Below are 12,481 nucleotides of genomic sequence, written 5' to 3' on the forward strand. Positions count from 1 at the left end.
ACAAAAAAATATGTTGGTCTATCCCGTAAAACACAGCGAACTGCTCCGCCAGCCGGACCGCTTTATCTCCAGTAAAGAATTACATCAGCTGATCAATAAGTTGGTGGATAACCTGGTGAACATTACCGATGAGTCCGGCGAGTTCCTGTTAAGACTGGATGACGGACGGGTAATTGATACCAAGGGTTGGGCAGGCTGGGAGTGGACGCACGGCATCGGGCTGTACGGTATTCATCAGTACTACCGCCAGACCGGTGACGATCGTCTGCGGGCCATCGTTGATGACTGGTTTCGCGACCGCTTTGCGGAGGGTTCCACCACCCGCAACGTCAACACCGTCTGCCCGTTCCTGACGCTGGCCTACCGCTATGAAGAGAGTAAAGACCCGCGCTGGTTGCCCTATCTGGAAAGCTGGGCCGACTGGATAGTACACAAGATGCCGCGTACCGATTGCGGCGGTCTGCAACACATCACGCTGGCAGAGGAAAACCATCAGCAGCTGTGGGACGACACGCTGATGATGACCGTGCTGCCGCTGGCGAAGATTGGCAAGTTGCTGAACCGCCCGGACTACATCGAAGAGGCGAAATATCAGTTCCTGCTGCATACCCAGCATCTGATGGATCGCCAGAGCGGCTTGTGGTTCCACGGCTGGACGTTTGAAGGCCACCACAACTTTGCCAATGCCCGTTGGGCGCGCGGCAACAGCTGGCTGACGATTGTTATCCCGGAATTCCTTGAGCTGCTGGATCTGCCGGAGAAAGACGCCACCCGGCGTTATCTTCAGCAGGTCCTTGCCAGCCAGCTGGCGGCGTTAGAGAACTGCCAGCATGAGAGTGGGCTGTGGCACACGCTGCTGGACGATCCGACCTCCTATCTGGAAGCCTCGGCCACCGCAGGCTTTGCCTTCGGCATGCTGAAAGCCGCCCGCTGCCACTATGCCGACGACCGCTACATCGCTGTAGCTGAAAAGGCGCTGAAAGGACTGATTAAGCATATCAATGCCGAGGGTGAACTGACTCAGGTTTCCTTCGGCACCGCGATGGGCAAAAACCTCGATTACTACCGCCAGGTCCCGCTGACGTCGATGCCGTATGGCCAGGCGATGGCGATTCTATGCCTGGTGGAATACCTGCACGTTTATCTGTAAAAAAAGGAAAACCGCATGATCCTTAACGATTTTTCTCTCCACGGCAAGGTCGCCGTGGTCACCGGATGTAATACCGGGCTGGGGAAGAGTATGGCCGTCGGCCTGGCGCAAGCCGGGTGCGACATCGTGGCCATAAACCGCAGTGAACCCACAGAAACCGCTAAGGAAGTCACGGCAGCAGGTCGACGTTTTTTGAGTCTGAAGGCCGATTTGGGCAAACAGGATCAACTGGCGTCGCTGCTTGAACGCGCGGTCGGCGAAATGGGGCAGATCGATATTCTGGTCAACAACGCCGGGATCATCCGCCGCGATGAGGCACTGGACTTTAGCGAGCAGGACTGGGACGACGTGATGAATGTGAACATCAAGACGCTGTTCTTTTTGTCCCAGCTGGTCGCCCGTCAGTTCGTTAAACAGGGCCACGGCGGAAAAATTATCAACATCGCGTCCCTGCTCTCTTTTCAGGGCGGGGTTCGCGTGCCGTCGTATACCGCCTCGAAGAGCGCGGTGATGGGCCTGACCCGCGAGCTGGCCAACGAATGGGCGAAGCATGGCATCAACGTCAACGCGCTGGCACCCGGCTATATCACGACCAATAACACCGAGCAGTTACGCGACGACCCAACGCGCAACAAAGACATTCTTAATCGCATTCCGGCCGGACGCTGGGGAGCCCCGGAGGACCTGATGGGCCCGGTGGTATTCCTCGCCTCCAACGCGTCTGACTACGTTAACGGATACACCCTTGCGGTGGATGGCGGCTGGCTTGCACGCTAGCCCTTTCTGCCCTTTTTGAACGAATAAGCCTTAAACGGGAGTAAATATGAATATTGCACTGATGATGGAAAACAGCCAGGCGGGAAAAAATGCGCTGGTATTAACCCAACTGGAAGCTGTCGCTAAAGAAAACAAAGATGCGGTGTTTAACGTCGGTATGCAGGACGATCAGGACCACCATCTGACCTATATTCACTTAGGTATCATGGCCAGCATTCTGTTGAATGCTAAAGCGGTGGATTTTGTCGTCACCGGCTGCGGCACCGGCCAGGGCGCGCTGATGTCGCTGAACATCCATCCAGGCGTGGTGTGCGGCTACTGTATCGATCCGGCGGACGCCTTCCTGTTTGCGCAGATCAATAACGGCAACGCCTTGTCGTTACCTTTTGCTAAAGGCTTCGGCTGGGGCGCGGAGTTGAACGTCCGCTATATCTTTGAGAAAGCCTTCACCGGTCGCAAAGGCGAAGGCTATCCGCTTGACCGTAAAGAGCCTCAGGTCCGTAACGCAGGCATTCTGAACCAGGTGAAAAGCGCGGTCATCAAGGAGAACTACCTCGATACGCTGCGGGCCATCGACCCGGAACTGGTGAAAACCGCCGTGGGCGGCAAACGCTTCCAGCATTGCCTGTTTGAACACGGTAAAGATGCCGAGATTATTGCCTGGGTCAGAAAATTGATTCAGCAATAATCATTTCATCATTACCGGCAGCCACTATCCGGTGGCTGCCGGTATTTTTTTACCCTGTAAAAACACGATTATGTAAACTGCCATTTCACCATCATGGTTTTAATAATGTTGCGTATAATTACTGCGTAAAGTACTATTCCCTGCCAGTTAGATTAAATAACACCCCTAAAATTGATCTACATCAGAGGTCAAGCTTCCCCTCTTTCCCCGCGCCCACAGGTTTATGCCTCGTTTAATTAACGGTTGCTACCTTTCATTTTTAAAAATCGCATTCAGTTAAACATCATGGGAAAAAACAAATGAAATCTGGAATAACCGTCCTTATTATTGCTGCCGTACTGACGTCTTCTGCGGCCTTTGCCAAGGAAAATAACGCCTGTGTTAAAACGACCGAGAAACAAGTGGCGTCAATGTTCGATCGCTGGAACGCCTCGCTGCAGACCGGCGATGCGAAAACCGTTTCAGAAAATTACCTGTCGGACGCGGTATTGCTACCGACGCTGTCTAATCAGGTCCGTTTAAGCGACGAAGAGCGCATTCATTATTTTGAAGAGTTTTTAGCGAAAAAACCGGTTGGCCATATTGATAGCCGCAATATTCGTCTGGGCTGTAATAAAGCGATTGATACCGGAACCTATACCTTTACCTTTAAAGACGGCAGTAAAGCGGCAGCCCGTTATACCTTTACCTATGCCTGGAATGGCGAGAAATGGTTGATTTCAACTCACCACTCTTCTGCCATGCCAGAACAGGTTAAATAACCCCTTTATCTGATTATTCCCGTCCAGCCATAAAGGCCAATGTATATATATCGACAATGGCAATCGGTGCGCGGGGAACATAAGGCGCGCGCTGGGCGAAAGCAATGAATACGCTCCAGCGTTTCGTCGCGTGCTTCAGGCTTTATGCTGCACCGATACCCACCGTGGCCCGGGCCAGACCAATGCTGAAGCACGGTACCAGAGCGGCAAAACCCACCATCGTGCGATCCTGACTCTTAAAAAGAGCCTGAATGAAATTCTGTCATCAATCCGATCAACACTGGCGAGCAGGCTGAAACAGTTGCAATTTAAAGGCTGCCTGATGGAAGATGCGTTAACTTCACCCCTTTTACCAGGAGCAGGTATGAAAAAAGCACTAATGCTGCTCGCCATTCTGGCAGCAACCGGCGCGGCGCAGGCCGCAGATGACTCTGAAGATCCGGCTCAGGGCTATATCGCCAATCTGTGTACGCTAGTGACCCAGGAAAAAACCAGCGGGTCCGTGGACAGCTACATTGCTAAGTTGAAGGCGCTGGATGCACGCGGTCAGTCGCCTTCCGCGCAGGAAAAACCTGAGTTTGATGAAGATGAAGCCAGAACGGTGATTGCCGCCTGGATGAACCTGAATGAAAACCAGAAAAAAGAAGCGCGTCAGAGCCCCGAAGCTTGCCAGAACGCCACGCTGGACGAGTATCAGAGCCAGGATTAAAGCGCATCAGGGTCGGGCGAACCGACCCTGAACACTTCGCCACGCCGTCAAATTAGTGAGTGTGCAGCAGCCGCTCAAGTTGGCGCTTCAGATGGGCGTTCTCTTTCTCCAGATGCTCCACCTTCTCCATCAGCGTCAGCGCCATCGCAATACCCGCCCACTCCAGCTCAAGCTCAACCTGCAGCTGTCGTGCTTTGCGCAGGCTACGCAGCGCGTGATAATCGAAAATCCAGCCGGGCGTCACTTCCAGCGGGGTGATCACCCCAAGCCCCACCACTTCCGTCAGCTCTTCGGGGGAAATATCCACCGAACGGCAAATCTCAATCACGGTATAGCGGACATGTTCACTCATGATGCGTTCTCCCATGCTGAGCGCGGCTCGAAGGCGGCCTTCTCCGCTAACTCACGCCACAGGGCGGCCGTTTGCTCATCGGCTTTGCCCGGCATCACCACTTTCAGAATGGCAAACAGATCGCCGCTGCCTTTTTTACTGACCAGGCCTTTACCTTTGACCCGCATTCGCTGGCCGTTCTGACTGCCCGCCGGGATGGTCAGCGCAATTTTTCCGGTCAAGGTTGGCACCTGAATCGTCGCGCCCAGCGCGGCTTCCCACGGAGCCAGCGGCACCACAATCTGCAAATTCTGCCCATCGACTTCAAACAGCGGATGCGGCGCCACGCGGATCACCAGATACAAATCGCCGTTCGCCGCACCGTGGCTGCCCGCCACGCCCTGGCCTTTCAGGCGAATACGCTCGCCATCGACCACGCCAGCGGGGATTTTCACCTTCAGGGTTTTCGCTATTTCATCCGTCTGGCGACCAAACTCATCCAGCACTGGCAGGGTGAAGGAGACGTTGCGGCTGTCGCCGGTCAGCGTCTCTTCAAGGAACATCGGCACTTCCATTTCCAAATCCTGACCTCGTCTTGGTGGATGACGTCGCGTCTGCCCCTGGAATCCACCGCCCTGACGGCCAAAGATGGATTCGAAGAAGTCAGAATAGTCACCGGTATTACCCTGAGAATGTTGACCAAATCCGCCACCGAAGTCCGGTGCGGATTGTGAGAAGCGGGGATCGTCGCGGTGTAAGCGCAGATTGTCGTATTCAGCGCGCTTGTCGCTGTCCTTCAGAACCTCGTAAGCTTCTGCCATCTCTTTAAATTTCGTTTCGGCATTGGCTTCGGTGCTGACATCGGGATGGTATTTTCGCGCCAGCCGACGGTACGACGTTTTAATGGTTTTCAAATCTGCCGTCGGTTCAACCTCCAGCAGGGCGTAATAATCTTTAAATTCCATCTATTAACACCTTCTTTTCACACAACTATTTTGAGACAAGTCGGGTTCAATCCGTCGAAAACAAGTGAGGCCATAAGGCCCCACGGTGACCCTTAACGCGGTACTTAATGAGTGTAAGGCGTAAATGCGCGATGGGGGAAATAAATCAGACCATCCCGTTACAGGGTGTGGAGAGTTTAATGCGGCGATCGACAGGCACAGCAAATCGCCCGATGGCTGAACGGGTTCAGAAGGCGTAAGAAGATTTTTTAGGGAGAGTAGAAGGCAGTGAAGAACAGAAGAAAGTGATAACCACCGGTCGGTCCCTGACCGAGGCTATCGAGGGTGTCTGGCCGGAACCATTAAGACATGGCGCCTGGCGGCACGTGTTTGAACGCTTCAACATAGCTGTGCAACACGCGTTTAAAGAATTTTTTCATTTCGGCTACCTGATTAAACTTTTGTTAGTAAAACGCAAAAAAAGTATACAAGAAGCGCGTTTTTCAGGCAAATAAATTTGAACCAGATCACAAAATTGGCGGGTAGTATGCAAAGGTGAACTTAAACGAAGGTTAAACAAGCGGGCCGCAGCCCGCCGACAGCAAGGAGAGAAAGAGGAGGGAAATCAGGCAAAAAGGCCTAAATGTTCAACCAGAATGCTGCTGCCGATACCGATCAGCACGACACCACCAAATATCTCTGCCCATTTGCCCATCACCGGGCCCAGGAAACGCCCCAGCAAAATACCTGCTGATGCCATCACCATGGTGGAAGCGCCGATAGCCAGCGCGGTGGTGACAATGTTCACCTGCAGGAAGGCCAGGCCAACGCCCACAGCCATAGCATCGAGGCTGGTTGCCACCGCAGTGGTGGCCAGCAACATGAAGCTGTGGCTCTGGGGCGCGTCTTCGACCGATTCTTTTTTGCGGAACCCTTCCCAAATCATACGGGCACCGAGTACAAACAGCAGCGTGAAGGCCACCCAGTGATCCCACTGCATAACGTAACGGCTGGCCGCAATGCCCACTGCCCAGCCAATCAGCGGGGTCAGCGCTTCAATAACGCCAAAAATCAGGCCGGTGCGCAGCGCCTCTTTCAGTGAGGGACGATGCAGGCTGGCACCTTTACCGATGGCCGCCGCAAACGCGTCCATCGACATGCCAAAGGCCAAAATCATTGTTGCGTACATGTTCATTGTAGTTATACCGGTTTGAGGGCCCTGGACGCCTTCAGGCATCAAAAACGGAGGTCCCGGCGAAAAAATAAGCGCGGGTGCTCAACAAGAAGCGCATCCTATCACGGGGTTTCGCAAAAAAAAAGACAACAAAATCAGGGATTTGAGTATAGCCTTGGCTATACTTTTTAACGAATGCTAATTTCGCGGTAAATTTTTAATCAAAAAGGCTAAAAGAATTACTGTGTTAACGGTCACATCCCTGAAGCCGTTGGGGGAATAGCCAGCAGAAATGAGGGATAAGGCGGGCAGGAAATGGGGGAATCTTTTGTTTAGAAAAGGGGCGGAGATCGGCCCCCTGAGCGTTACCAGACCCGGTAAACCTTGCCGGTTTCAAACTGGGTGATGGTCATCTCGCTCAGCGGGTCAAAATGGACGCCGCCCGATTCACGTTTTGTAGCGGCAGGATCTGCACCCTTCGGAGAAGCGCAGCAGCTTTATTCAGTGGATGCGGGAAGAGGTGAAACGCGCGCTGGCGGTGTAAGCATTGAACCTGAAGCGAGTTTGCTGGAAAATGGCCGCTGATGACCCGACTGGAAGCTCCATGAATAACCCGTTTCTGACCTTTTTGATGCCGATGAGCACCCTGATGCTGGGCATGCTCTCCGCCCTGCTGTTGCCCGCGCCATGGTTTGGTCTGAGCCTGACGTACCGCCTGATGGCGATGTTCCATCTCAGTGATATCGGCCAGCTGTATACGCTGGTGTTTTGCCTGTGGTTTTTGCTGCTGGGGGCGATTGAATACTTTGTGATCCGCTTTATTTACCTGCGGTTTGTGAAGGTCTCACGGGATTAAAAAAATCAGGGCGGATCGGCGATCCGCCCTGACTGCATTACATGCTGAGGATCATCAGCAGTCCGCTGGAGAAAATCAGCAGCCCGACGAAGAACAGCACGATGGTGGTCACCACGTTAGCGTATTTCATGCGTTTCTCCTCAGAACCACTGGCCGAAGCGGCGGATATAAACACGTTTCATCGCCTGCGCGACCACGCAGTACCCGAACAGCGTGGCGACCAGCCATGGGAAGTACGACCATGGCAACGGCACCAGACCGACCGCATGCCCCAGCGGTGAGAACGGAATATAGATCCCCAACGCCATCACCAGCCCGGTGGCTATCATCACCGGCAGCGCCGCACGGCTCTGAATAAACGGGATTTTCTGGGTGCGCAGCATATGCACCACCAGCGTTTGCGAGAGCAGCCCTTCAATAAACCAACCCGACTGGAACAGGGCCTGATGCTCGACGCTGTTGGCGGCAAACACGTGCCACATAATCACAAAGGTGGTGATATCAAACAGCGACGAGGTTGGCCCCATCCACAGCATAAAACGACCGATGTTTTTCGCGTCCCATTTGCGCGGTTTGCGTAAAAACTCCTTGTCCATTTTGTCCCACGGCAGCGCCAGCTGAGACAGGTCATACATCAGGTTCTGGATCAGCAGATGAATGGCCAGCATCGGTAAAAACGGAATAAAGGCACTGGCGATCAACACTGAAAACACGTTGCCAAAGTTGGAGCTGGCGGTCATGTTCAGGTACTTAATGATATTGCCGAAGGTTTCCCGGCCTTTAATCACGCCCTGTTCCAGCACCATCAGATTTTTTTCCAGCAGAATAATATCGGCGGACTCTTTGGCGATGTCCGTGGCGGTATCCACCGAAATGCCGATGTCCGCATCCCGCAGCGCCGGCGCATCGTTGATGCCATCGCCGAGGAAGCCGACGGTGTGGCCGTTGTACTGCAACGCCTGCAGCACGCGTGATTTTTGCTGCGGTGTCAGGCGGCAAAACACCGTCCGCGCTTCTACCAGCGGGTAAAGCTCATCGTCGCTGAGGCGGGCAATCTCGGTCCCACACAGCGGCACGCCCGGGTTAAGGCCGACTTCACGGCAAATTTTGCTGGTGATAATCGCGTTATCGCCGGTCAACACCTTCACCGCCACGCCACTTTCCTGCAGCGCAGCAATCGCTTCGCCGGCACTCTCTTTTGGCGGATCGAGGAAGGTAAGCAGCCCGCAAATGGTCAGCTCACGCTCGTCCGCTTTGCTCAACGGCAGCGTCAGCGGATTGTCTCCCAGCTCACGTTCGCCCAGCATCAACACGCGGAAGCCCTGCTGATTCCACTCTTCTGCCTGCTGACGCCACTGTTGCCGTGCGGCTTCATCCAGCGGACGCTTTTCGCCGCCGTCCAGCCACCAGCTGGCCACCGCCAGCATCTCATCCACCGCGCCTTTGCAAATCAGCTGCTGCTGATTGTGTTCATTGGCGACCACCACCGACAGGCGGCGACGCTCAAAGTCGAACGGCAGCTCGTCAATTTTACGGTAGCGCCACAGTCCGGCGACCGCCTGGTTTCCCTGGCTGAAGCTGAGGATGGCTTTATCCATCAGGTTCTTAATACCGCTTTGATGGCGGCTGTTCAGCCAGGCCAGCTGCAGCACCTTGTCGTTATTGCGGCCATGGGCATCCAGATGCTGTTCCAGAATGATGCGATCTTGCGTCAGCGTGCCGGTTTTGTCGGTGCACAGCACGTCCATCGCGCCGAAGTTTTGAATGGCATTCAGCCGTTTCACCACCACTTTGCGACGGGACATAGCAATCGCCCCTTTCGCCAGGTTGGAGCTGACGATCATCGGCAGCATTTCCGGGGTCAGACCCACCGCCACCGCCAGCGCGAACATCAGCGCATCGGACCAGTCACCTTTGGTAAAGCCGTTGATAAACAACACAATCGGCACCATCACCAGCATAAAGCGGATCAGCAGCCAGCTGACGCTGTTGACGCCACGGTCGAACGCCGTTTGCGGACGGCTACCCACCACTGATTTCGCCAGCGAGCCAAACCAGGTTTCGCCACCGGTCGCCACCACCACGGCGGTTGCGGTGCCGCTGGCGACGTTGGTGCCCATCAGGCAGATGCCGGGCATCGACAGCAGGTCGGCATCATCGCTACTGCCGGCCGCGGTTTTCTCGGCGATGTTGGCCATCGCGTCATATTTCTCAATCGGAATGGCCTCCCCGCTGAGCGCCGCCTGGCTGACAAACAGGTCGCGGGAGGAGAGCAGCCGCACGTCAGCCGGGATCATGTCGCCCGCCGACAGGAAGATAATGTCGCCTGGCACCACATCATGCAGGGCAATTTCACTTCTGACCGGCTGCGCCGAGGCGCTGCTGCGGCGGATCACCGTGGCGGTGGTACGCACCATTGACTTCAACGCTTCCGCGGCTTTATTGGTGCGGTATTCCTGCCAGAAACGCAGCAGCCCGCTCAGCATCACCATCATCAGCATGATCAGCACGCCGGTCAGATCGGTTTCCTCACCTTTGCGCTGCGGCAAAATGTAATCGGTGACAAAGCTGATGCCGGCCAGCACCATCAGCACCCAGATAAAGGGATTGTTAAACGCCTGAAAAAGCTGGCGAATGGCATGGGGTGCCTTCTCGTTCGCCACCTGGTTTTTGCCGTAATGGGCGAGGCGCTCTGCGGCCTCTTCCTGGGTCAGGCCCTGACGCTGGGTATGCATTCTGGCCAGCGTGCTGTCCAGGCTCTGTTTTGCGGCGCTGGCGATGGCCAGATCGCGGGCAAGGTTTAAGTTGGCATTGTTCATTTTCATCTGCCAGATCCTTTCTTTTTTTTGTTCAGGCGCGGGGAATCTCTCCTGCGCATGAGGATTAATCAGAATGTGTACGGATCGGGACGAGGGCAGGACAGCGTGAAGAAGGGAAGATCAGTGCGTGTTTATCCCCCTTCTGCCGTGCAGCCGCCTTCGCCCATCGCTGGTCGGAGGTTCTTTCATCAGAAAATCCTTTATCAGAAAAAGTGTGTTTAGCGGCACTGCAAAAGATCGGGGATCAAACGCATAGCCTTCCGCGCCCAGTATTCACTGGACCTGATTACGATAAGTCAGGGGGGATGCGACGACCTTGAAAGGAGGTGAAACATTGCCCGCCGTTTTTCGGCAAGCAAACAAAGGAGTTGGCTTACCAGATTAAGATGTTACTTAAGGGGTGACTGTCCAATTTTGGGCTCCGTTGTGTGAATCGCCGTCACTATAGGCCGGGTCAGGACCGAAGTAAACCGCAAAATTTAGCACCACATTGCGATGTAAAAATAAAAATACCCAACATAATCATAAAGATAAATGGTAACTTACGGTGATTAATCGCTGTTTTTTTCTTAAACCATTAATCAACAGCGGCGAAATTCCCATTAAGACATTGCTTAAACACAGTCTCATTCCCAGGCCGATCCGCTCTATACTTGCAGCGGAGACTCGGGCAGAAGGACAGGATGACAATGCTTCAACGGACTAAAATCTGGTTTAAACGCGTGGCGATACTGGTGGTCATTGTATCGATCGTGCTGCTGGGGCTGCGCGTGGCGCTAACGGAACGCGGGCCAGATTTGCAGCTGTGGCACACCTGGGTACCGCAGGAGCTGAGCGACAGTCAGATGGATAACAGCGACTGGGCGGGCTATCTGAAGAATGAGCAGAACCTGTTCGACGGCATCAAAATTAACGTCAGCGACAGGCTGCAGGACGACAATCCGGAAACCTATAACCGCTATGCGGAGCGCAGCCCGGTCAATCCGGAACACTTTTCCACCGACTGGAACCGCTCCTACATCATGATGCCGACCGGCACGCCGCGTGGCGCAGTGGTGTTGCTGCATGGCCTGACCGACTCACCCTACAGCCTGCGCCATATCGCTCAGGACTATCAGCAGCATGGCTATATCGCGTTGGGGATCCGCTTACCCGGCCACGGCACGGTGCCGGCGGCGCTGACCAGCGTGGTGTGGCAGGACTGGATGGCGGCAACCCGGCTGGCCGTGCGGGAAGCGAAAAAACGCATTCCACCCGGTGCACCGCTGCATATCGTCGGCTTCTCCAACGGCGGCGCGCTGGCAATGAAATATGCGCTGGATGCGCTGGACGATCCGACCCTGCCGGCACCCGACCGGCTGATCCTGATCTCGCCGATGATTGGCGTCAGCAGCTACGCCCGTTATGCCGGGCTGGCGGGGATCCCGTCGATCTTCCCGGCCTTTGCCCGATCGGCGTGGCTGAGCATCCTGCCGGAGTTTAACCCGTTCAAATACAACTCATTCCCGGTAAAAGCGGCGCGCCAGTCCTGGCTGCTTACCAGCGCCCTGCAGAGCCAGCTGCATCATGAACAGGCCAGCCAGCGGTTGGCTAAACTGCCGCCGGTGCTGACCTTCCAGTCGGTGGCGGATGCCACGGTCAGCACGCCTGCGGTGGTCAGAGCCTTATACAATCTGCTGCCGGCCAACGGCAGCGAGCTGGTGCTGTTTGATATCAATCAGTCGGTGCCGCTCTCCCCGCTGATGCGCAGCAGCGCCCGCCATGCGGCAGAACATCTGTTACCTCCCGCGCCACGGGCCTACACCGCGACCCTGGTCACCAACGCTTCTGCCGGAAGCGATACGGAAGTGGCAAAAACCACCCCAGCCGGCAGCACCGCGACCCTGGTCACGCCGCTGGGATTGCGTTACCCGGCAGACGTCTATTCGCTGTCCCATGTGGCGCTGCCCTTCCCGTTAACCGATTCCCTGTACGGGCGCACACCGACGCCGCCCAATGCGTTCGGCGTCAGTTTCGGCTCGATGACGCCGCGCGGGGAGCGCTCGGTGTTAATCGTCAGCCTGGATTCGCTGATGCGCCAGTCGTCGAATCCGTTTTATCCGTGGATGCTTGAGCAGGTTAACGCGACGATAAAATAAACCCTTCCCCATCCGCTCCGACACGCGTTGTAACACGCTGTGTCGGGGTTAACGTCGTCCGTCGCTGGGGCGAAAGCCAGTCATAAATCTGGTTTGCTGGGCAAAAGTTAGCCAAAAGCCAGCATTTAACGCTG

The 12,481-nt window shown here is 55.2% G+C and carries 12 protein-coding genes; 7 read left to right on the plus strand and 5 right to left on the minus strand.

All coding sequences use genetic code 11. The annotated features are described in order from the left end of the window. Positions 1-10: 10 nt before the first annotated feature. The 5 genes from bglB to EBC_RS23525 all read left to right on the plus strand — a co-directional run bounded on the left by bglB (position 11) and on the right by EBC_RS23525 (position 4,085). Positions 11-1,150 carry a beta-galactosidase BglB gene (gene bglB, locus EBC_RS23505; RefSeq protein ID WP_013204370.1) on the plus strand — a complete coding sequence of 380 codons (1,140 nt, stop codon included), beginning with the start codon at positions 11-13 and terminating at the stop codon, positions 1,148-1,150. Between the two features lie 15 nt (positions 1,151-1,165). Further along, on the plus strand, positions 1,166-1,927 hold the full coding sequence (gene kduD, locus EBC_RS23510) for a 2-dehydro-3-deoxy-D-gluconate 5-dehydrogenase KduD (protein ID WP_013204371.1): 762 nt from the start codon (positions 1,166-1,168) through the stop codon (positions 1,925-1,927). Positions 1,928-1,973: 46 nt separating this feature from the next. Further along, a complete protein-coding gene (locus EBC_RS23515; protein ID WP_013204372.1) occupies positions 1,974-2,615 on the plus strand; it encodes an RpiB/LacA/LacB family sugar-phosphate isomerase in 642 nt (213 codons plus the stop codon). Between the two features lie 299 nt (positions 2,616-2,914). Beyond that, entirely contained in the window at positions 2,915-3,376 is a 462-nt protein-coding gene (locus tag EBC_RS23520; RefSeq protein WP_013204373.1) for an SgcJ/EcaC family oxidoreductase, read from the plus strand. Positions 3,377-3,740: 364 nt separating this feature from the next. Further along, a complete protein-coding gene (locus tag EBC_RS23525; protein WP_041692155.1) occupies positions 3,741-4,085 on the plus strand; it encodes a hypothetical protein in 345 nt (114 codons plus the stop codon). A gap of 52 nt (positions 4,086-4,137) precedes the next feature. Here EBC_RS23525 and EBC_RS23530 read toward each other — a convergent pair whose 3' ends face one another. From EBC_RS23530 to mntP, 4 genes are all read right to left on the minus strand, one after another. After that, a complete protein-coding gene (locus EBC_RS23530) occupies positions 4,138-4,437 on the minus strand; it encodes a chaperone modulator CbpM (RefSeq protein ID WP_013204375.1) in 300 nt (99 codons plus the stop codon). Continuing rightward, the gene (gene cbpA, locus EBC_RS23535) at positions 4,434-5,381 is read right to left on the minus strand and encodes a curved DNA-binding protein (protein WP_013204376.1); all 948 of its coding nucleotides are present in this window, start codon (positions 5,379-5,381) and stop codon (positions 4,434-4,436) included. Before cbpA ends, EBC_RS23530 begins: the two co-directional genes overlap by 4 nt. Positions 5,382-5,722: 341 nt before the next feature. Further along, positions 5,723-5,800, minus strand: coding sequence for a stress response protein AzuC (gene azuC, locus EBC_RS26370; protein ID WP_134824821.1), 78 nt, complete (start codon positions 5,798-5,800; stop codon positions 5,723-5,725). Between the two features lie 185 nt (positions 5,801-5,985). Then, positions 5,986-6,555 (minus strand): manganese efflux pump MntP, encoded by a 570-nt coding sequence (gene mntP / locus EBC_RS23545; protein ID WP_013204378.1) that lies wholly within the window; start codon positions 6,553-6,555, stop codon positions 5,986-5,988. A gap of 583 nt (positions 6,556-7,138) precedes the next feature. On the opposite strand from mntP, the gene EBC_RS23550 reads away from it, so the two are divergent. Further along, positions 7,139-7,390 (plus strand): DUF1158 family protein, encoded by a 252-nt coding sequence (locus EBC_RS23550; RefSeq protein WP_013204380.1) that lies wholly within the window; start codon positions 7,139-7,141, stop codon positions 7,388-7,390. A gap of 140 nt (positions 7,391-7,530) precedes the next feature. Here the strand turns inward: EBC_RS23550 and mgtA are convergent, their stop codons facing one another. Further along, positions 7,531-10,215 carry a magnesium-translocating P-type ATPase gene (gene mgtA / locus EBC_RS23555; protein WP_013204381.1) on the minus strand — a complete coding sequence of 895 codons (2,685 nt, stop codon included), beginning with the start codon at positions 10,213-10,215 and terminating at the stop codon, positions 7,531-7,533. Between the two features lie 683 nt (positions 10,216-10,898). Between mgtA and EBC_RS23560 the strand changes: the two genes are divergently transcribed. Continuing rightward, entirely contained in the window at positions 10,899-12,347 is a 1,449-nt protein-coding gene (locus tag EBC_RS23560) for an alpha/beta hydrolase (RefSeq protein WP_013204382.1), read from the plus strand. The last annotated feature ends 134 nt before the right edge of the window (positions 12,348-12,481 follow it).

Origin of the sequence: Erwinia billingiae Eb661 (genome assembly GCF_000196615.1) — a bacterium.
GTDB classification, from domain to species: domain Bacteria; phylum Pseudomonadota; class Gammaproteobacteria; order Enterobacterales; family Enterobacteriaceae; genus Erwinia; species Erwinia billingiae.